Source organism: Arthrobacter sp. R4 (genome assembly GCF_051365025.1).
GTDB lineage: Bacteria > Actinomycetota > Actinomycetes > Actinomycetales > Micrococcaceae > Arthrobacter.
The window spans coordinates 359,660-378,765 of the sequence record NZ_JBLWIJ010000010.1; the positions used below are offsets into that span (position 1 = coordinate 359,660).

Sequence of the window (19,106 nt, forward strand, 5' to 3'; positions counted from 1 at the left end):
AATAATGCCGTTGAACAAAAGAGTCCTGGCCATTGTCCTCGCAGGCGGCGAGGGAAACAGACTGATGCCACTGACGGCAGACCGCGCAAAACCTGGCGTGCCCTTTGCCGGCAGTTACCGCCTCATCGACTTTGCGCTGTCCAACCTGGTGAATTCGCGTTACCTCCAGATTGTGGTGCTGACGCAGTACAAGTCACACAGCCTTGACCGCCACATTTCCGAAACGTGGCGCATGTCCACCCAGCTCGGGAACTATGTGGCGTCAGTCCCCGCCCAGCAGCGCGTGGGCAAGAGCTGGTTCCTCGGCAGCGCCAACGCCATCTACCAGTCCCTTAACCTGATCCACGACGCCAACCCGGACATCGTGGTGGTGGTCGGCGCGGACCACGTGTACCGGATGGACTTTGCCCAGATGGTGGAGCAGCACGTCCTCAGCGGCGCCAAGGCCACAGTGGCGGCCGTCCGGCAGCCCTTGAGCATGGCCAACCAGTTCGGCGTGATCGAAGTGGACCAGAACGATGCACAGAAGATTGCAGCGTTTGTGGAGAAGCCGGCCAGCACGCCGGGCCTGGCAGCAGACCCTACCCAGTTCCTTGCATCAATGGGCAACTACGTGTTCGACGCCGACGCCCTGGTGGAGGCCCTCCAAGTAGACGCGGAGCGCCTGGACACCAAGCACGACATGGGCGGCGACATCATTCCCTACTTCGTCAACAAGGGCGAAGCGGGCGTGTACGACTTCACGCTTAACGACATTCCCGGCTCCACCGAGCGTGACCGCACCTACTGGCGCGACGTCGGGACCATCGACTCCTTCTATGACGCGCACATGGACCTCATTTCCCCGCTGCCCGTCTTCAACCTGTACAACTCCGAGTGGCCTATCTACACTCGCCAGAGCATTTCGCCGCCCGCCAAGTTCGTGCGCGGCGAGAAGGACACCGTAGGTACCGCGCTGGACTCGATTGTTTCCAACGGCGTGGTCATCTCCGGCGGTGTGGTGGAAGGCTCGGTTCTGTCCAACGACGTCTTTGTGGCGACCGGCAGCCGGGTCATCGACTCAGTCCTGATGGACAAGGTGAAGATCGGCGAAGGGGCCGTAGTGAACCGGGCCATCATCGACAAGAACGTCAAAGTACCCGCAGGAGCGGCGATCGGGCTTGACGCGGACCTGGACCGCGCCCGTGGCTTCAAGGTCACGGAGTCGGGGATCACGGTGCTGTCCAAGGGCCAGAATGTCCCGGAGCCGGGCGATGAGGAACGTGCACTCTCCGCCAAGAACCTTCACCTTGTACCCAACGCGGTGAAGGCGGCCACCGCCAACTACCCGGAGCTTCGCGAATCCGTGGAGCAAGTGGCAGAGGTGCACGCCGGTGTGGCCAATGCCTCCGGGGCAAACCGCAACTAGTAGCAGGACTTCATTCCGTCCGGGCAGGCCGGATCTCCACAGGCTGTAAAATCGGTACAATGAGCTCCCCCGATCTGACGCCTGAGGAAATCCAGGCCTGCCTCAAGGTTTTAAACACCATCCACGCGTATGACGAGGAGCACCCGGACTACGTCCAGGTTCGGCGTGCCACCGGGAAAATGTTCAAAGCGGTCAAGCGGCACCGCCGAGTGACAAAGCGGGATCTCATCTCCGAAGCGGACCGCGCGGTCATCGCCCAGACGGCCACCGCGGCTCCGGACCGTATCGACGACGAAACCCGGGGCAACAAGCTGGCGACGTCGGCCACTGGTGCCATCGCCGGGCACCTCATCCGTTCGCGTCCGTGCTACATCTGCAAGCAGCATTACACGCAGGTGGACGCCTTCTATCACCAGCTGTGTCCTGAGTGCGCCGCCTTCAACCACGGCAAGCGGGATGCCCGCACTGACCTCACAGGCCGCCGGGCGTTGCTCACGGGCGGACGTGCGAAGATCGGCATGTACATAGCCTTGCGGCTGCTGCGCGACGGCGCGCACACCACCATCACGACGCGGTTCCCCAAAGATGCTGCACGCCGCTTCGCGGCCATGGAGGACAGCGGGGACTGGCTGCACCGGCTTCAGATTGTGGGCATCGACCTCCGCGATCCGTCGCAGGTGATGGCACTGACGGATTCCCTCAATGCTGCCGGCCCGCTCGACATCATCATCAACAACGCAGCGCAGACAGTGCGCCGCTCGGGCAATGCCTACAAGCCGCTGGTCGACGCTGAAGATGAGCCCCTTCCCGCGGCCCTGGACGCTTCCAACGGCGGTCCCGTGCTGCTGACGTTCGGCCATGCCCACGACAAACATCCGCTCGCCCTCGCAAGCAGCGTCACCGACCATCCCGTGCTGGCCGGCGATGCCATTACGTCACTGGCCCTCTCCACCGGTTCTGCCTCCCTGGAGCGCATCGCGTCCGGGACGGCGATCGACGCCGGCGGGCTGGTTCCGGACCTGGCCACCATCAACAGCTGGACGCAGGTGGTTGACGAGGTGGATCCACTGGAAATGCTGGAGGTCCAGCTCTGCAACGTGACTGCTCCCTTCCTGCTGGTGAGCCGGCTGCGTGATGCCATGAAGCGCTCAACGGCGCACCGGAAGTACATCGTTAACGTCTCCGCCATGGAAGGACAGTTCTCCCGCGCCTACAAGGGCCCCGGGCATCCGCACACCAACATGGCGAAGGCGGCACTGAACATGATGACCCGGACCAGCGCCCAGGAAATGCTGGAGACCGACGGCATCCTGATGACTGCCGTGGACACCGGCTGGATCACTGATGAGCGCCCGCACTTCACAAAGGTCCGGCTCATGGAGGAAGGCTTCCACGCGCCCCTGGACCTGGTGGACGGAGCCGCACGCGTCTACGATCCCATCGTGATGGGTGAGAAGGGCGAGGACCAGTACGGCGTCTTCCTGAAGGACTACAAGCCGAGCCCCTGGTAGTCCCTGTCCCAGGGCCCGGCTCGGGCGTAAGCTCAGCGGCATGAGCAACGAGTCATCTTCAGAGGTCGAGAACCTGGAAAACCATGAATGCTGGGAACTGTTGCGGACAGTCTCCGTGGGAAGGCTGGCGGTCCTTGCGGACGGCCACCCGGACATCTTCCCGATCAACTACACGGTGGACGGCGGAACGCTGGTGTTCCGCACCGGCGAGGGAACCAAACTGGCTGGCGCCACTGAAGGCGCCCACGTGGCCCTCGAAGCGGACGGCGTGGATGCCACCACCGGCCTTGCCTGGAGCGTAGTGGTGAAGGGCGCCGCGGCTGCGGTGACAGGAACCGAACAGCTGTTGGACACGGCAGCCCTTTACCTGTTTCCATGGCAGGCCGGCAGGAAAGACACGTTCGTCCGCGTGACCCCCGGCAGCATCACAGGACGGCGCTTCAAGGTGACTGCGCCAATGACCTGGTGGACGCAGCTGAGCGGGGCGGTCAAAGCGTCCCCGGAATAAGGACAGCAGGCCATTAACGAAACCGCAGGCCGGGCCAGTCGGCCCGGCCTGCGGTCAGTCATGCGAGCCGGGTGATCTCCACGCTGACGCTCAGCGCCGATCCGCCGCCGCCGGACAGGATGCCCTTCAGCGGCGGCACATCGCGGTAGTCCCGGCCACGTGCCACCGTGACGTGGTAGTCGCCGGCTGGTTTGTGGTTCGTCGGATCCCAGCTCCGCCACTGGCCGTCCCACCATTCCAGCCACGCATGGGACTGGCCGGCAACGGTCTCCCCGATGTCCGCCGTCGAGCGCGGGTGGAGGTAGCCGGACACATAGCGGGCGGGGATCCCGCAGCTGCGGAGGGCGCCGATGGCCAAGTGCGCAAGGTCCTGGCAGACGCCCTGCCGCTGTCCCCAGGCTTCCTCGGCGTTGGTGGTCACCGCAGTGGACCCTGACATGTAGGTCATCTCGCCGCGCATCCAGCCAAAGATGGCCATGGCGGCTTCGTGTGGATTCTTACCTGCGACAACGCCGGGGATAATCCCGAGCACTTCCGCGCCGGGACCACTGAGCTGGGACTGTGGCAGCCAGTCACTGTAGGTGTTCAGGGTTTCGTCGGACGCCAGGACGTCCCAGCCCGCGATGTCCGTCTCCGAGGGGATCTTTTCGGCCCGATGGACCTCCACGGTGATGTTGGAGATGACCTCGAGGTGGTCGTGCGGCATCTGCATGTCAAAGGCCGTTACCCTGGTTCCCCAGTAGTCCCGGTAGCTGCTCACGGCCGCCTGCGACGGCGAGACCTTGAGGACGGACTCCAGGACCACCTGCTGGGGGTCCGTCAGCGGCGTCATGCGGGCCTCGTTGTAGGACAGTGTGACGCGCTTGTTGTACTTGTACGCGGTCTTGTGGATGATGCTCAGCCGGGTCATGAAACTTCTCCCACCCAGGCCAGTTCGTCCGCCTGATTGAAGTACTTACGGGAAATGGCGTCGGACGCCTGCGAAACGGCTTTCTGCACGCGCTCCATGTGTTCGGGGAGTTCGGACATGAGGTCGTCCGTGCGGTGGAACTCCAGGAACGTCCGCGCCTGGCCGACGATCCGCCGGGCGTCGTTGATGAAGCCCACCCGCTGGGCGGAAGGGTCCAGCTTGGCCAGGCACTCGTCGGCGTCGCGCAGGGCATACACGATGGAGCGCGGGAACAGCCTGTCCAGAAGCAGGAACTCGGCGGCGTGCTGGTCGCCGAACGCTGCCCTGCGGGTACGCAGGAAGGATTCGTAGGCTCCCGCGCACCGCAGCATGTTCACCCAGGACATGCCGGCGGAGAGGACATCCCGGGTGGAGAGCATGCGGGCGGTCATGTCTGCCCGTTCCAGGGAACGGCCCAGCACCAGGAACAGCCAGCTTTCGTCGTGGCTCACGGTGGTGTCCGCGAGGCCACTGACCATGGCGGTCCGTTCCAGCGTCCAGTTGCAGAAGCGGTAAGTGCCTACCACGTCCTTGCGGTGCTGGCTCAGCCCGTAGTACGTGGTGTTGAGGCTCTCCCAGAGGCCGGAGGATACGGTCTCGCGGGCACGCCTGGCGTTCTCCCGGGCAGCGCCAAGGGATCCCGCGATCGAGGTGGCACTGGTTTTGTCGTACGCCAGGGCGTGCAGCAGTTCGGGGAGACCGAAGTCCTCACTCTGCGGCCGGGCGCCCATGACTGCCAGGAGTTCCTGGGCGACGCTGCGGCGCTCTTCCATGGGCAGGTGGTTCAGTCGCTCAAGGTGAACGTCAAGGATGCGGGCCGTGCCGTCAGCACGCTCCACATACCTGCCGATCCAAAAAAGGGACTCAGCAATACGGCTAAGCATTCGTGGCTACCTCCTGCGCGTCCGGAATCCGATGGGAAATTACTGCCGGGGTCAAAGCCCGGCTCACTGCTGCTGCTCCGACTGGCGGTCGCGCCAGTTGCTCTCCACTGGCCAGACCGAGACCCGCTCGCGGATGGCAATCGATGGCCGCGGGATGGTCTCTACGGGTACCTGGGGCGAGTCGGCCAGTACCCAGGTGTCCTTGGAGCCGCCGCCTTGGCTGGAGTTCACAATCAGGGACCCCTCCTTGAGCGCCACCCGGGTAAGTCCGCCGGGGAGGACCCAGACGTCGTCGCCGTCGTTGACCGCGAACGGGCGCAGGTCAACGTGGCGGGGCCCAAATTTGTCGCCGCTGAGCGTGGGAACGGTGGAAAGCTGCAGCACCGGCTGCGCAATCCATCCGCGGGGATCCGCAATGACCCGCTTGCGGAGCGCGTCGAGTTCGTCGTTGGAGGCGTCGGGGCCGATGACAAGGCCCTTGCCGCCGGAGCCGTCCACGGGTTTCACCACGAGTTCGGCGAGGTTGTCCAGGACGTACTCCCGGGCGTCCTTCTCCTCCAGCCGGAACGTGTCCACGTTCGCGATAATCGGTTCCTCGCTCAAGTAATACCGGATCAGGTCCGGAACGTAGCTGTACACGAGTTTGTCGTCCGCAACACCGTTGCCCACCGCGTTGGCGATGGTCACGCCGCCGGCCCGTGCCGCGTTGACCAGGCCCGGGCAGCCGAGCATGGAGTCGGCGCGGAACTGCAGCGGGTCCAGGAATTCGTCGTCGATCCGTTTGTAGATCACGTCCACACGCTGTTCGCCGGCGGTGGTGCGCATGTAGACGCGGTTGCCGCGGCAAATCAGGTCGCGGCCTTCCACCAGCTCAACGCCCATCAGGCCGGCCAGCAGGGTGTGCTCGAAGTAGGCGCTGTTGAAGACGCCGGGGGTCAGCACCACAACAGTGGGATCATCGACACCGGACGGTGCAGTCTTGCGCAGCGCCGAGAGCAGCCTCCGCGGGTATTCTTCCACCGGACGGATGAGCTGCTGGCCGAACGCCTCAGGCAGGCCCTTGGCCATGGCCCGGCGGTTCTCCAGGACGTAGCTCACGCCGGACGGAACCCGGACGTTGTCTTCGAGGACGCGGAAGGTGCCTGCCGCATCGCGGACTACGTCGATGCCGGAAATGTGTACGCGGACCCCACCGGCGGGCTCGAAGCCCTGGACCTGGCGGTGGAAGTGGGCACTGGTAGTGACCAGCTGGCGCGGAATGACGCCATCGGATACAACGGTCATTTTGTCGTAAACGTCGTTGAGGAAGGCCTCCAGGGCCTTGACCCGCTGCGCCACCCCCCGTTCCAGAACGGTCCATTCATCCGCCGGGATGACCCGCGGAACAATATCGAGGGGGAAAGGCCGCTCTTCCCCTGCGAAGTCGAAGGTGACACCACGGTCCAGGAACGTCCGTGCCATCGAATCAGCCCTGGCGCTGACATCGGCCAGCGAGAGCTTGCTGAGGGCGTCGGCCACCTGCCCGTACGACTCGCGGGCTTCCTGGCCGGGGGCGAACATCTCGTCGTAGGCACCGGAACGCCCGGCGGCCTCGGAGTAATCCTGGAATAGGTCTGACATGTCCTTTAGCCAACCATCTTTTTGTTTCGAAATCATTACTGCCATCCATTGTGGCGTGTTGGACCGCCGCGGCCGGTTCGTGGAATCCGTGTCCTATCCGGCAAAGTAGGTGAGTGCCACTTGGAAAGGACCGTCTCCTGCCGGGCCTGCTGACCGCTGTCCTGGCACTGGCCGCTGCCTTCCTCGTCCACAGCCTGGTTCCCGTCCTGCCCGCCATGACCCTCGCTGTTGTCCTGGGCCTGCTGGCGGCGAACCTTCCGGGCACTGCCGTGTGGGTGGCCGGACGAGCCAGGCCGGGGCTCGATTTCGCCGGCAAGCACTTCATGCGTGCAGGGATCGTGGTTCTTGGGCTCAAGGTCAGCATCATGGATGTCATGGGCCTGGGCTGGCTTGCCTTGTTGCTGGTCGCTGGCGTGGTGCTTGTCAGTTTCGTCGGCACTTATGTGATCTCCAGGGTCTTCCGGCTGCCCGCGGAGACGTCCCTGCTGATCGCCACCGGATTCTCCATCTGCGGTGCCTCCGCCATTGGCGCGATGGCCGCGGTCCGCCGGATCCGACACGTGGACACGGTGCTGCCCGTGGCCCTTGTGACACTGTGCGGAACCTTGGCCATCGGGGTCCTTCCACTGCTGGTGCATCCGCTGCAGCTCACTCCCCTGGCGTTCGGTGCCTGGACGGGGGCATCAGTGCACGACGTCGGCCAGGTGGTGGCCACCGCACAGACTGCCGGGACGACGGCGCTGGGGATCGCCGTCGTCGTCAAACTCACCCGTGTGCTCCTGCTGGCACCTGTTGTAGCCGCGGCGGGGGTCCACCAACGGTTCAGTGCGGCGAAGGCCGCAGGCAAGGCAGCAGCTTCGTTGCCGCCGGGAACCTTGGCAGCTTCCTCCATGGAGCGCCTCCCGCCCGTGATCCCCCTCTTTGTGCTCGGCTTCATGGCCATGGTTGGCCTGCGGTCCAGCGGATGGCTTCCGCCGGCGGCCCTGGACGCCGGTGCCGGAGTCCAGGACATCCTGCTGGGCGCCGCGCTGTTCGGCCTGGGATCCGCGGTACGGATCCGCACGCTCCTGCACACCGGCGCCCGGGCGCTGTCCGCTGCTTTGGCAGCCTGGTTGCTGATTGCACTGCTGGGCCTTGCGGCTGCCTTGCTCATGACTGCCTAGGTCCGCGCGGGCCCGTTGCACAGCGATTCGGGCGGTGAACCGCCGTCGGAGTCCCGTGATTAGATAGCGGAGTGTCACATGAGAATCTGCAGCGCACCGAAGCCGCGCAACGCTCGGCCCTGATCACGACCCACAGCTACGACGTTTCCCTGGACGTGAGCCAGGCGGCCGATCCAGGCGTTGCCGGGTATTCAAGCCGTAGCGTCATCAACTTCTCGGCCGCGGAGCCTGGCGAGGGGCAGTCAGCCTCGACCTTCCTGGATTTTATCGCCAGCGAGGTGCATGGCGTGGTCCTCAACGGCAAGGAACTGAGCGTCGCCGACGTCGTGGACGGCTCCCGGATCCGGTTGGACAACCTGCAGGCTAAAAACCAGGTGACTGTGACGGGCACTGCCCTGTATAGCCGTTCCGGCGAGGGAATGCACCGCTTTGTGGATCCCGCGGACGGCCAGTGCTACCTGTATACGCAGTACGAGCCCGCTGACGCGAGGCGGGTGTTCGCCAACTTTGAACAGCCGGACCTCAAGGCCGAGTTCACGTTCCACGTCATTGCCCCGTCCGGCTGGGAAGTCGCTTCCAACGGAGTCGAGGCCACCCGCACGCAACTGACTTCGGATCCGGCCACCAGCCGCTGGGACTTCGCCACTACACGGCCCATGTCCACGTACATCACTACGGTGCTCGCTGGCCCCTACGTCAAGGCAGCGGACCACTGGAGCGCCACCTTGGATGACGGCACACCGCTGGAAGTGCCATTGGCTCTGTACTGCCGTGCTTCCATGGCGGAGTCGTTCGATGCCACTGAACTGTTCCGCCTCACCAAGGGCGGGCTGGACTTCTTCAACCGGCTTTTCGGCTACCCGTACCCGTGGGGAAAGTACGACCAGGCCTTTGTCCCCGAATACAACCTCGGCGCGATGGAGAACCCGGGCCTGGTCACCTTCACCGACAGCTATGTGTTCACGTCCCGCGCCACCGACTCGCAATACCAGGCGCGTGCGAACACCTTGCTGCACGAAATGGCCCACATGTGGTTTGGTGACCTCGTCACCATGCAGTGGTGGGATGACCTGTGGCTCAAAGAGTCGTTCGCCGACTACATGGGAACCCTCGGCGTGGACCGAGCGACGGACTGGGACACCGCGTGGGTCAACTTTGCCAACAAACGCAAGGCCTGGGCCTACGTCCAGGACCAGTTGCCTACCACACACCCCATCGTGGCCGACATCCCCGACCTCGAGGCCGCCAAACAGAACTTCGACGGCATCACCTATGCCAAGGGCGCGTCCGTACTCAAGCAGCTGGTGGCGTATGTGGGGTTCGAAGCGTTCATCGCCGGTTCAAGGCAGTATTTCCGTGACCATGCTTATGGCAACACCACCCTGGCGGACCTGCTGACGGCACTCAGTGCTTCCTCGGGCCGCGACCTTGCCGGCTGGGCAGCCCGCTGGCTGCAGACCTCCGGCATCTCCACGCTCTCGGTGCGGGCCGGGACGCACGACGCCGAGCCAGGCGCCGTGGCCATCGTCCAGGAGGCTGTGGACCCGGTTACCGGACGCGTCGAGCTGCGCCCCCACCGGCTGCGCGTGGGTTCCTACAATTTCGACGCCGATGGCGCACTGGTCCGGACTGGAACCGTCGAAACCGACGTAACGGGGGAACGAACGGACATTCCCGAACTTGCCGGCCTGCCCCGGCCCGCGCTCCTGCTGGTGAACGACGACGACCTCACCTACGCCAAGGTGCGGCTGGACCCATTCTCGGAAGCCACTGTGCTGGCCTCCCTGGACCGCATCACCGATCCCATGGCCCGCGCGCTCTGCTGGACTGCGCTATGGAACTCGGCCCGCGACGGCGAAAGCCCGGCCACCCGCTACGTCGACGCGGTTAAGGCATTCGGACCGTCCGAAACCGGGATCGGCGTGCTGGTGAACATCCTCGACAACGCCCAGACCGCCGTCGAACGCTATACACCGTCCGGTGCGCGCGACGCCGTCCGCAGGGCCTTCCTGACGGCCGCGGACACCCAGCTGCAGCTGGCTGGCCCTGGTTCCGACCACCAGCTCGCCTGGGCGCGCACTTTGGCCGCCGTCAGCCGCCACGACGCCATGCTGCTCCCCCGGCTTCGAAGCCTCCTGGACGGCACGGTTAACGTGGACGGACTTGCCGTCGACGCCGAGCTGCGCTGGAACATCTGGCACGCGCTGGCAGCCAACAACCAAGCCACTGTGGACGAACTGGACGCCGAGCTGGACCGCGACACCACTGCGTCAGGCCGGGCCGGGCACGCGACCGCCCTCGCCGCCCGCCCCGATCCTGAGGTCAAGGCGGCAGCATGGAAGGCGGCCGTTGAGGGCACGGAGCTCTCGAACCAGCTCCTCAGCGCCACTATCGCCGGCTTCACAACTGCACCCTCTGCCCTGCTGGAACCCTACGTGGAGCCCTACTTCGACTGCCTCCGCGGCGTCTGGGACAACCGGAGCATCGAAATCGCCAGCCGTATTGTCCGTGGGCTGTATCCGATGGCACAGGATCTCCCGGCCGGGACCTTGCCCGAGCAGCATTCCGTGGTGCTCCGCACGGGTGCCTGGCTGGAAGCGAACGCCGACGCCCCGCGCGCCCTGCGCAGGATCATTCTTGAGCAGCAAAGCCACCTGCTCCGGGCGCTTACCGCCCAGGCCGTAAACCCACCATCCATTGCTCCGTAAGGGCCCTTTTGTGCGCCCATAACGGCGTCTCCGGAGCAGTCGATGAAGGATCAGGGGACCCGGTTCAGCCATTCCTCGGTGCCGAATTTTGTAACCACCCGTTCACGCGCGGCGTCCAGTTCGGCGTCCGTGAGTTCTGACGGCGTGGCCGCGTACCGTTCACTGAACACTTCCATCATCGCGGCGATGATCTCCGTGCGGGCCAGCCCGGTCTGGCGGCGCAACGGGTCAACCCGCTTCTTGGCGCTGCGCGTTCCCTTGTCCGAGAGCTTTTCCTTGCCGATTCGCAGCACTTCCACCATCTTGTCGGCATCGATGTCATAGCTCATGGTGACGTGGTGCAGCATGCCGCCGTTGGCCAGCCGTTTCTGCGCGGCGCCGCCAATCTTGCCCTGCTCCGTGGCGATGTCGTTCAGGGGCACATAGAACGCCGTGACGCCGATCTTCTCCAGCGCGGCCATCACCCAGGCGTCCAGGAACGCGTACGAGTCGGCGAAGCTCACTCCGTCCACCAGGGACTGCGGCAGGTACAGGGAGTATGTGATGCAGTTGCCGGCCTCCATGAACATCGCTCCCCCGCCACTGATACGGCGGACCACGGTAATGCCGTGCCGGGTGACGCCGTCGGGATCCAGCTCATTGCGGACGGACTGGAAGCTGCCGATCACCACGGACGGTTCCTCCCAGTCCCAGAACCGCAGCGTGGGGTTGCGACGGCCGGCGCCCACCTCTTCGGTCAGCACCTCGTCCAGGGCGACGTTGACGTGGGTGGGGAGCACTGTGGGGGCAATGACGTTCCAGTGATGGTCTGACCACGACGTCGCCTTGGCCAGTGCACGGCGTACGGTGACGGCAACGGCGTCGGCTGAAAAGCCGAACAGGACGGCGCCGGGCGGCAGGGAGGCGGCCACGGCGGCCGAGAGTTCAGCCGCCGTCGTGGTTTCCGGGAGCCCGGTGAGGGCGCGGTTGATATCCAGGAGCGCCTCATCGGGTTCCAGGAAGAAATCGCCGCTGACTGACACCCCCGTGAGGAGTCCGTCCACGACATCGAGGTCTACCACCACGAGTTTGCCGCCCGGGACCTTGTACTCGCTGTGGAGGCGGCCGGGCTGGTCCTGGGCTGTGGGTGCAGTGTCAGTCATGGCTTCCATCCTGCACCACTACCCAGGATGCCGAAAACGCAAAAAGCCCGCACCGTTGCCGGTGCGGGCTTTCCAAAGAACCTTGGGGGTGAAGTGAATTACTTCTTGCCGCCGAAGCCCTTGAAGCGAGCGTTGAAGCGCTCGACGCGGCCTGCAGAGTCCATGATGCGCTGCTTGCCCGTGTAGAACGGGTGGGACTCGGAGGAGATTTCGACGTCGATGACCGGGTAGGTGTTTCCGTCTTCCCACTCGATGGTCTTCTTGGAAGACACGGTGGACTTGGTCAGGAACTTGACGCCGGAAGCCAGGTCGTTGAAAACAACAGCTTCGTACTTCGGGTGGATATCAGACTTCATAATGGGACCTTTGTTCGCACAACTGGATTTTGCCAGCTGCCAGGTATGAATGGGATGGCCGCTGCCTGCAACAGCAGAACATCATTGCGGCCAGCTACCAATAATAGCCGATCACAGGAGTCCTCGCGAACCACTTTGGCCGCAAGGGAGGGCTACCCCGCCTATGCTCGGGGCCTGAGCTCCCAGAACGCCACCGCTGACGCCGCGGCCACATTCAGCGAGTCCACGCCCGTCCGCATGGGGATCTTCACGGCCAGGTCGACGGCGGCGAGGGTCCCCGCGCTCATGCCCGCCCCCTCCGTGCCAAGCACCAGGGCCAGCCGGTCCGGGTTCCGGGCGGCGAGGTCATCGACGTCCACCGCGTCCTCGGTCAACTCCAGCGCCGCCACGGTGAAGCCGTGTTCCTTGAGGACCGCCAGATCCTGGGGCCACGACTCCAGCCGTGCCCACGGAACCTGGAACACCGTGCCCATGCTGACGCGGACACTTCGGCGGTAGAGCGGGTCGCCGCACCGCGGCGTTACCAGCACGGCGTCGATGTCCAGCGCAGCCGCAGACCTGAAGATTGCCCCCACGTTGGTGTGGTCCACGATGTCCTCGAGAACGGCCACCCGGCGGGCGCCCGAGAGGAGCTGGGCCAGCGGTACGGGGGCAGGCCGTTCCATGGCCGCCATCGCTCCGCGGTGCAGGTGGAAGCCGGTGATTTCCTCCAGCAATGACGCGTGTCCGATGAATGCCGGGACCTCTGGGTAGGCGTCGAGGACATCCTGGAGGTCTGCCAGCCATTTCTCGGCCAGGAAAAATGACCGGGGCCGGTGGCCGGCGGCCAGGGCGCGGCGGAGAACCCGCGAGGATTCGGCGATGTACATGCCCTCCGCAGGCTCGCGCAGCTTGCGCAAATGGACGTCCGTCAGCTGGGTGTAGTCGGACACGCGGGGATCCCGGGCCGATTCGAGGTAGTGGATTGGCACCGGCTGATTATTTCAGGAGATTGGCGATCATAAAGCCCAGGGCCACCAGCCCGAGGGCAAAGATGACACCCCGGAGGACGGTGGGCGAGAGCCGCCGTCCAACTTTGGAGCCAAGGAGTCCGCCGATCGTTGAACTGACCGCGATCAGGAGCACCACCAGCCAATTGATGCGGTCGAAGGCGAAGACCAGGTACGAAACGGCGGCCACCAGGTTTACACCGAGCACCAGGATGTTCTTCATGGCGTTGGCGTTCTGGATGGTGCCGGTCAGGAACACGCCCAGGATGCCCACCAGCAGGATGCCCTGGGCAGCAACGAAGTACCCGCCATAAACACCGGCAAGGTAGACAAGCACTACAAGGAGGACGCCGTGGCTCTTGTCACGTACAGCGTGTTCCGGGTTCTCTTCGCGGTTGCGCACCCAAGCCTGAAGGCGTGGCTGGAAGACCACCATGAGGAGGGCCAGGACAATGAGGACGGGGGCGACGTAGTGGAAGACTTCCTCAGGAAGGTGCAGAAGCAGCCAGGCGCCCGAAATGCCGCCCAGGAGCGACGCCGGCAGGAGCCTAAGGAGCTGCCGTCCCCTGCCTTTGAGCTCGCGGCGGTAGCCGAAGGCGCCTGCGGCGCCGCCTGCCACCAGTCCCATGGCGTTGCTCATGGATGCCACCACCGGGGTGACCCCCAAGGCGATCAGAACGGGGAAAGTGACCAGCGTCCCGGATCCTACAACGGCGTTGATGGTGCCCGCCCACAGGCCGGCAAAGAACACAAAGGTACTGCTGAGAAGATCCACGGTGGGCGGCGCCGCGGCCTAGCGGCGGGCGGTGGCGGTGTAGCGGCCGGCGTTCTCAGACACATCCAAGGCCAAGCCAAAAGTATTGGTGAGGTGCTCGTCTGTGAGGACCTCCGCGATGGGGCCGGCAGCTACTACGCCGCCGTCACGAAGCAGCATGGCGTGCGTGAAGCCTGGCGGGACCTCTTCAAGATGGTGGGTCACCAGGACCATTGCCGGTGCGGCTTCGTCCAGCGCAAGTTCACTGAGCTTGTGGACGAGTTCCTCGCGGCCGCCCAGGTCCAGGCCGGCGGCGGGTTCGTCCAGCAGCAGCAGCTCCGGATCCGTCATAAGGGCCCGGGCGATCTGGACGCGCTTGCGCTCACCTTCGGACAGCGTTGCGAAGGTCCTGTTGAGCAGCGGCCCCATCCCCCAGGCGTTCAGCAAACGGAAGGCACGGCGCTCATCATCGCGTTCGTAGCCCTCGCGCCAGCGGCCGGTCACGCCATAGGCGGCGGTGACCACCACGTTCAGGACGATCTCATTCTCAGGGATCTGGGTGGCAAGGGCGGCGGAGGAAAGGCCGATACGCGGACGGAGCTCAAACACGTCAACGCGGCCGAGGGTTTCGTCCAGAATCCCTGCCTTGCCGCTGCTCGGATGCAGGCGGGCTGCGGCTATCTGGAGAAGCGTTGTCTTGCCTGCGCCGTTGGGGCCAAGGATGACCCAGCGTTCGCCTTCGTTGACCTGCCAGTCAACCTTGTCCAGCAGGGTCTTCTTGCCTCGGACAACGCTGACGGAAGCCAATTCCAGAACATCACTCATAGGAGTAGACACTAGGACAAAACGGGGACCTACTGATAACTGATACGGCCGCTGCGACGCGGGTCACAGCCGCCGTCAGAGTACGGCCGTGGTTTAGGGCCTTCTCCCCCGCAATGAATTCGGGCCGAACCCCGCCGCTGGCTAAGATTGCAGCCATGACTCCGAACGTGACTGCGGTCAGCTATGGCCCGAAACTGAATGCCTCCGAGCTTGACCAGCTGCGCTCCGTCCTGGCTGGCAGCGGCGCTACATTCCAGTCCGAATCCCGCGCCGGGGACAGCCGTTTTGAGGTCCACACGGCCGAACTGGCCGTGGCCGACAGCACGGAGTCGGGCATTGCTGCCCTCCGCCACGCTGTGGCCGAGGCAGCGCAGGCGGGCCTGGACACGGCGATCGTTCCAGCCGGACTCCGCGACGCCCAGCGGAAATTCCTGATCATGGACGTCGATTCGACTCTGATCCAGCAGGAAGTCATTGAACTCCTGGCCGCCTACGCGGGCAAGCGCGAGGAGGTTGCCGCCGTCACCGAAGCCGCCATGCGCGGCGAACTGGACTTTGCGCAGAGCCTGCACGCACGGGTGGCCGTGCTCGCGGGACTGCCGGCCGCCGTCGTCGACTCCGTCCGTGCGGAAGTAAAGCTGAGCGAGGGTGCAGCCGAACTGGTGGCTGCATTCAAGGCTGCGGGACATGTGGTGGCGGTGGTCTCCGGCGGCTTCAACCAGATCCTGCGTCCAATCGCCCAGGACCTGGGCCTGGACTACTGGATCGCCAACGAGCTCGAAATCGTGGACGGCGCCCTGACCGGCAAGGTGCTCGGTGCCGTGATTGACCGTGCCGCAAAGGAAAAGTACCTGCGCGAATGGGCAGCCGCCGAAGGAATCGCGATGGAACACACCATTGCAGTGGGTGACGGGGCCAATGACCTCGACATGCTGGGAGCTGCCGGGATCGGGGTGGCGTTCAACGCCAAGCCTGCCGTCCGGGCGGTGGCCGACTCCGCGGTCAACATGCCCTACCTGGACGCGGTGAGGCACATCGCGGGAGTCTGAGGCCGGACTCCGCCCCGCCCGGCCTAGCCGGGTTCGCTCAGCCGGTGGGAGGCGTGAACTGGCTCGCTGTGAAGACGGCTCCGGCGGGATCCCGGATCAGGGCGGTGCGCGTCCACTCCGTATCGTCGTGCCCCAGGATGACGGCGCCGAGGCGCTCTGCATCCTCGGCCGTACGGTCCCGGTCTGCGACAGAAAACGTTACGTGCCACTGCGGACGCTCGCCAGGAGCCACCGGGGCCAGCCAGGCGACGGCGTCCTCGAAGCCGCGTGGGGCGAGGTCGCCGGACTGGCGGACCCTGATGTTGGGGTCCACAGTGGCTTCGAGATGATCCCCATATCCGGGACGGCGGATCATTACTCCGAAGTCGAGGTTGTCGAACTGCCAGCCGAAGGCCTTCGTGTAGAAGGCGATGGCTGCCTCGGGATCTGCCGTGTGGAGGTCACTGAAGTTCCATCCGCTGGGACCGTTGACCGCCTGGGCACCGGGTCGCTCCCGGGCCTGCCAGAGACGGAACTCGACGCCTTCGGGATCCGTCAACGCAGCCTGCACGCCTCCCAGGCCCGCGTCGGCAGGAGCCGACTTCAGTGTTGCTCCGGCCGTGAGCAAACGGCGCACCGCAGCATCCACTTCGTCCACGGAGACGTAAGTGTTCCACGCTGCGGCATCGGATCCGTCTGCACCGGGGCCAGGGCCGGCGATCGCGGCGGTTTCCTGCCCGTCCAGCGTGGCAATAACATACCTGCCAGTGCCAATACCAGTGCCAGTGCCGGTGCCGCCGGCCGGGACTGCATCCTCGAAATCCCACCCGAAGACTCCGCCATAGAAATGCATGGCTGCCAGCACGTCGGGCTGCCGGGTGTCTACCCAGCACGGAACGCCTTCCGGATAGGTACGGCGCGTCATCCCTGATTGTTGTGCCATGCATCTGACCCTAGGCGCCCTTGCTTCCGTAGACAACGGCGCTCCGTAGACAACGGCGGGTCAATACACAGGGTTGGTTTCAGGACAGACAAAAGCTCCGGGCAGGAGTACTGCCCGGAGCTCGTCGTGGTGATCGGTTTGCTGCGTGGCAAACCGGAGCGGTGAGAAGCCTGAAAAGCGCTAGTTGGCGCCCTTACCGAAGTAGTCGGCGCCGCCGGCGTACTCCGTGTGGCCGGATTCGACATCCGCGGTTGCCATGCTGGCCACTACCTCGGCGAACTCCTCCACAGAGTAGAGCTTGCCGGCCTCGGCGCGGCGGGCCTCGATAGCGCCCGGGTTCGAGCGGTCCAGCAGGGTTGCCGTCACGGTGCCTTCGATCATGTCGCCCGAAACAACCACCAACGAGATGCCCTTCTCGGCAAGGTTGGGCAGCAGGGCGCGGAGAGCGTCCTCGCCGGCACGCTTGCTGCGGGCTACGGGCTCGTACTCGGGCATGGTGGGCACGGTGTTGATGAAGTGCGCCTGGTGGCTGGTCACGAAGACCACGCGGGAGCCCTCCTTCATCAGCGGCACAGCGGCGTTGAGCATGTTGACCTGCGCGTCCCGGTTCAGCTTCAGGGCGTAGTCGTCCTCCATGCCGGATTCCATGCCACCGGAAGCATTCAGCACGAGGACGTCCAGCGAGCCGAAGTTCTCCATGGCTGCACTGGCCAGGGCCTGCACACCTTCCAGCGTGGTCAGGTCCGCACCCACGGCCGTTGCACGGCCGCCCGCGGCTTCAATCTCAGCGACCACTTTGTTGGCGCGCGGCGCCTTTTGACGGTAATTAACGACGACGGCGGCGCCCTCGCCAGCCAGGATCTTCGCCACTTCCGCGCCAATTCCGCGTGAGGATCCGGTCACGATGGCGGTTTTGTTGTCCAGCAGTCCCATATGAGCTCCCTTTTGTTCGAAACGTCTAAATCGCTTGAGGTCTGCAGTCCATCATGCCAGCGCAGGCCCCGTATTCGCTTGTGTGACCCCCACAAAGAAGGCCCTCTGAGCTAGTGTCGGCGTGTCTCCCGGACGCAGACTTTCCGGCGTACGCTCGCCCTATGAGGAACCGCCCGGAGCCTGGGAGGCGCCGCCCATGACCGGCCCCGCCGGCACGGCGTCCACCCCCGAAGAGGTCTTCGGCAACTCACCGGACGGCCTGCGGCTTTGCGAGCTTGTCCGCGAAATCATCCTGAACGCCGTTCCAGCCACCGTCCGCACCACCACCAGCCAAGTGGCCTTCCGGAACCGACGCGGCTTCGCCTATCTCTGGAACCCTCGGCGGCATCTGAACACAGATGTTCCGGCGGTTCTCTCCATTGCACTGCCCCGGCGAGTGGATTCGTCGCGGTTCAAGGAAGTGGTCCACCCGTCCGCCGGCGTGTGGATGCACCACCTGGAACTTTCCACCGCTGACGACGTCGACGAACAGGTGACGCAATGGCTAAAGGAGGCGTTCGGCGCCGCTGGCTGACGGACCTGGCCGCAGGATCAAACCCTGTTAGTGGCCCATGCCAAGTCCGCCGTCAACGGGGATGACTGCACCGGAAATATAAGCCGCCTCGTCGCTTGAAATCCAGCGGACCACGTTGGCCACCTCAGACGCCTCGGCAAAACGGCCTGCCGGAATGCTGGAGAGGTAGTCCTTCTGGGTGGCTTCGGGCAGTTCGGCCGTCATATCGGTGTTGATGAACCCCGGAGCTACAACATTGGCCGTGATGCCGCGGGATCCCAGTTCGCGCGTCAAGGAACGCGCTACACCCACGAGGCCGGCCTTGGAGGCAGAGTAGTTGATCTGGCCGGGCGCGCCGTAGAGGCCGGACACAGAGGAAATGAGGACGACGCGGCCCTTGCGCATCCGGATCATCCCCTTGGACGCGCGCTTGATGACGCGGAAGGCGCCCGTGAGGTTGGTGTCGATCACGGAGGTAAAGTCATCTTCGCTCATGCGCAGCAGGAGGGTGTCCTTGGTGATGCCCGCGTTTGCCACGAGGACCTCAACCGGCCCGTGGGCGGCTTCCACTTCCGTGAAGGCCGCATCCACAGAGGCCTCATCCGTCACATCGGCTTTGACGCCCAGTATCCCGGCCGGCAGTTCTGACGGGCTCCGGTAGGTCACGGCTACCTTGTCGCCGTTAGCCAGGAAGGCTTCGGCGATGGCCAGGCCGATGCCACGGTTTCCACCGGTGATCAGGACGCTTCGGGCCGCAGTAGCTGCTTCAGACATTAATTGCTCCGGGATTCTGCGGCACGCGGGGCCGCGGTAGGAAGGGGCGTGATTTTGC

The 19,106-nt window shown here is 64.8% G+C and carries 18 protein-coding genes; 7 read left to right on the forward strand and 11 right to left on the reverse strand.

Annotated features, from left to right (window positions below; genetic code table 11):
• The first annotated feature begins 4 nt into the window (after positions 1–4).
• Genes glgC through ACLKOZ_RS07530 form a run of 3 tightly spaced genes read left to right on the forward strand, consistent with a single transcriptional unit; the run spans position 5 to position 3,427 of the window.
• Positions 5–1,408, forward strand: a complete 1,404-nt coding sequence (gene glgC / locus ACLKOZ_RS07520) for a glucose-1-phosphate adenylyltransferase (protein ID WP_436473994.1) — start codon at positions 5–7, stop codon at positions 1,406–1,408.
• A 59-nt stretch (positions 1,409–1,467) separates the two neighbouring features.
• Positions 1,468–2,919: an SDR family NAD(P)-dependent oxidoreductase gene (locus tag ACLKOZ_RS07525; RefSeq protein WP_436473996.1), complete on the forward strand. Its 1,452-nt coding sequence runs from the start codon at positions 1,468–1,470 to the stop codon at positions 2,917–2,919.
• Between the two features lie 40 nt (positions 2,920–2,959).
• Positions 2,960–3,427 carry a pyridoxamine 5'-phosphate oxidase family protein gene (locus ACLKOZ_RS07530; protein ID WP_337351232.1) on the forward strand — a complete coding sequence of 156 codons (468 nt, stop codon included), beginning with the start codon at positions 2,960–2,962 and terminating at the stop codon, positions 3,425–3,427.
• A gap of 58 nt (positions 3,428–3,485) precedes the next feature.
• On the opposite strand, the gene ACLKOZ_RS07535 is transcribed toward ACLKOZ_RS07530, so the two are convergent.
• The 3 genes from ACLKOZ_RS07535 to ACLKOZ_RS07545 all read right to left on the reverse strand — a co-directional run bounded on the left by ACLKOZ_RS07535 (position 3,486) and on the right by ACLKOZ_RS07545 (position 6,880).
• The gene (locus ACLKOZ_RS07535; protein WP_337348297.1) at positions 3,486–4,337 is read right to left on the reverse strand and encodes a transglutaminase family protein; all 852 of its coding nucleotides are present in this window, start codon (positions 4,335–4,337) and stop codon (positions 3,486–3,488) included.
• Positions 4,334–5,260, reverse strand: coding sequence for an alpha-E domain-containing protein (locus tag ACLKOZ_RS07540; protein ID WP_018761308.1), 927 nt, complete (start codon positions 5,258–5,260; stop codon positions 4,334–4,336). Before ACLKOZ_RS07540 ends, ACLKOZ_RS07535 begins: the two co-directional genes overlap by 4 nt.
• 63 nt (positions 5,261–5,323) lie before the next feature.
• Positions 5,324–6,880: a circularly permuted type 2 ATP-grasp protein gene (locus ACLKOZ_RS07545; protein ID WP_337348298.1), complete on the reverse strand. Its 1,557-nt coding sequence runs from the start codon at positions 6,878–6,880 to the stop codon at positions 5,324–5,326.
• Positions 6,881–6,993: 113 nt separating this feature from the next.
• Between ACLKOZ_RS07545 and ACLKOZ_RS07550 the strand changes: the two genes are divergently transcribed.
• Both ACLKOZ_RS07550 and pepN read left to right on the forward strand, forming a co-directional pair.
• On the forward strand, positions 6,994–8,043 hold the full coding sequence (locus ACLKOZ_RS07550; RefSeq protein ID WP_436473999.1) for a YeiH family protein: 1,050 nt from the start codon (positions 6,994–6,996) through the stop codon (positions 8,041–8,043).
• A gap of 71 nt (positions 8,044–8,114) precedes the next feature.
• The gene (gene pepN / locus ACLKOZ_RS07555) at positions 8,115–10,751 is read left to right on the forward strand and encodes an aminopeptidase N (RefSeq protein ID WP_436474001.1); all 2,637 of its coding nucleotides are present in this window, start codon (positions 8,115–8,117) and stop codon (positions 10,749–10,751) included.
• Between the two features lie 50 nt (positions 10,752–10,801).
• On the opposite strand, the gene ACLKOZ_RS07560 is transcribed toward pepN, so the two are convergent.
• The 5 genes from ACLKOZ_RS07560 to ACLKOZ_RS07580 form a co-directional block, all read right to left on the reverse strand.
• Positions 10,802–11,893, reverse strand: coding sequence for a lipoate--protein ligase family protein (locus ACLKOZ_RS07560; RefSeq protein WP_436474003.1), 1,092 nt, complete (start codon positions 11,891–11,893; stop codon positions 10,802–10,804).
• A gap of 98 nt (positions 11,894–11,991) precedes the next feature.
• On the reverse strand, positions 11,992–12,249 hold the full coding sequence (locus ACLKOZ_RS07565; protein ID WP_028267311.1) for a type B 50S ribosomal protein L31: 258 nt from the start codon (positions 12,247–12,249) through the stop codon (positions 11,992–11,994).
• A gap of 161 nt (positions 12,250–12,410) precedes the next feature.
• A complete protein-coding gene (locus ACLKOZ_RS07570) occupies positions 12,411–13,220 on the reverse strand; it encodes a TrmH family RNA methyltransferase (protein WP_436474006.1) in 810 nt (269 codons plus the stop codon).
• Positions 13,221–13,227: 7 nt separating this feature from the next.
• Positions 13,228–14,013: a sulfite exporter TauE/SafE family protein gene (locus ACLKOZ_RS07575; RefSeq protein ID WP_337348310.1), complete on the reverse strand. Its 786-nt coding sequence runs from the start codon at positions 14,011–14,013 to the stop codon at positions 13,228–13,230.
• Positions 14,014–14,031: 18 nt separating this feature from the next.
• Positions 14,032–14,817 (reverse strand): ABC transporter ATP-binding protein, encoded by a 786-nt coding sequence (locus tag ACLKOZ_RS07580; RefSeq protein WP_436474008.1) that lies wholly within the window; start codon positions 14,815–14,817, stop codon positions 14,032–14,034.
• Positions 14,818–14,972: 155 nt separating this feature from the next.
• Between ACLKOZ_RS07580 and serB the strand changes: the two genes are divergently transcribed.
• On the forward strand, positions 14,973–15,866 hold the full coding sequence (serB, locus tag ACLKOZ_RS07585; RefSeq protein WP_436474010.1) for a phosphoserine phosphatase SerB: 894 nt from the start codon (positions 14,973–14,975) through the stop codon (positions 15,864–15,866).
• A gap of 37 nt (positions 15,867–15,903) precedes the next feature.
• On the opposite strand, the gene ACLKOZ_RS07590 is transcribed toward serB, so the two are convergent.
• Positions 15,904–16,788, reverse strand: a complete 885-nt coding sequence (locus ACLKOZ_RS07590) for a VOC family protein (RefSeq protein WP_436474012.1) — start codon at positions 16,786–16,788, stop codon at positions 15,904–15,906.
• A gap of 180 nt (positions 16,789–16,968) precedes the next feature.
• Positions 16,969–17,721, reverse strand: a complete 753-nt coding sequence (locus tag ACLKOZ_RS07595; RefSeq protein ID WP_337348314.1) for an SDR family oxidoreductase — start codon at positions 17,719–17,721, stop codon at positions 16,969–16,971.
• A gap of 196 nt (positions 17,722–17,917) precedes the next feature.
• On the opposite strand from ACLKOZ_RS07595, the gene ACLKOZ_RS07600 reads away from it, so the two are divergent.
• The gene (locus ACLKOZ_RS07600) at positions 17,918–18,295 is read left to right on the forward strand and encodes a DUF5655 domain-containing protein (RefSeq protein WP_436474014.1); all 378 of its coding nucleotides are present in this window, start codon (positions 17,918–17,920) and stop codon (positions 18,293–18,295) included.
• A gap of 27 nt (positions 18,296–18,322) precedes the next feature.
• On the opposite strand, the gene fabG is transcribed toward ACLKOZ_RS07600, so the two are convergent.
• Complete coding sequence (gene fabG / locus ACLKOZ_RS07605) at positions 18,323–19,048, reverse strand: 3-oxoacyl-ACP reductase FabG (RefSeq protein WP_337348316.1); 726 nt, start codon at positions 19,046–19,048, stop codon at positions 18,323–18,325.
• Between the last annotated feature and the right edge of the window lie 58 nt (positions 19,049–19,106).

Bases quoted from the DNA above. Each gene is read 5' to 3' on its own strand.
- glgC (WP_436473994.1), top strand. From the start codon at position 5: ATGCCGTTGAACAAAAGAGTCCTGGCCATTGTCCTCGCAGGCGGCGAG.
- ACLKOZ_RS07525 (WP_436473996.1), top strand. From the start codon at position 1,468: ATGAGCTCCCCCGATCTGACGCCTGAGGAAATCCAGGCCTGCCTCAAG.
- ACLKOZ_RS07530 (WP_337351232.1), top strand. From the start codon at position 2,960: ATGAGCAACGAGTCATCTTCAGAGGTCGAGAACCTGGAAAACCATGAA.
- ACLKOZ_RS07535 (WP_337348297.1), bottom strand. From the start codon at position 4,337: ATGACCCGGCTGAGCATCATCCACAAGACCGCGTACAAGTACAACAAG.
- ACLKOZ_RS07540 (WP_018761308.1), bottom strand. From the start codon at position 5,260: ATGCTTAGCCGTATTGCTGAGTCCCTTTTTTGGATCGGCAGGTATGTG.
- ACLKOZ_RS07545 (WP_337348298.1), bottom strand. From the start codon at position 6,880: ATGTCAGACCTATTCCAGGATTACTCCGAGGCCGCCGGGCGTTCCGGT.
- ACLKOZ_RS07560 (WP_436474003.1), bottom strand. From the start codon at position 11,893: ATGACTGACACTGCACCCACAGCCCAGGACCAGCCCGGCCGCCTCCAC.
- ACLKOZ_RS07565 (WP_028267311.1), bottom strand. From the start codon at position 12,249: ATGAAGTCTGATATCCACCCGAAGTACGAAGCTGTTGTTTTCAACGAC.
- ACLKOZ_RS07580 (WP_436474008.1), bottom strand. From the start codon at position 14,817: ATGAGTGATGTTCTGGAATTGGCTTCCGTCAGCGTTGTCCGAGGCAAG.
- serB (WP_436474010.1), top strand. From the start codon at position 14,973: ATGACTCCGAACGTGACTGCGGTCAGCTATGGCCCGAAACTGAATGCC.
- ACLKOZ_RS07590 (WP_436474012.1), bottom strand. From the start codon at position 16,788: ATGGCACAACAATCAGGGATGACGCGCCGTACCTATCCGGAAGGCGTT.
- ACLKOZ_RS07595 (WP_337348314.1), bottom strand. From the start codon at position 17,721: ATGGGACTGCTGGACAACAAAACCGCCATCGTGACCGGATCCTCACGC.
- ACLKOZ_RS07600 (WP_436474014.1), top strand. From the start codon at position 17,918: ATGACCGGCCCCGCCGGCACGGCGTCCACCCCCGAAGAGGTCTTCGGC.
- fabG (WP_337348316.1), bottom strand. From the start codon at position 19,048: ATGTCTGAAGCAGCTACTGCGGCCCGAAGCGTCCTGATCACCGGTGGA.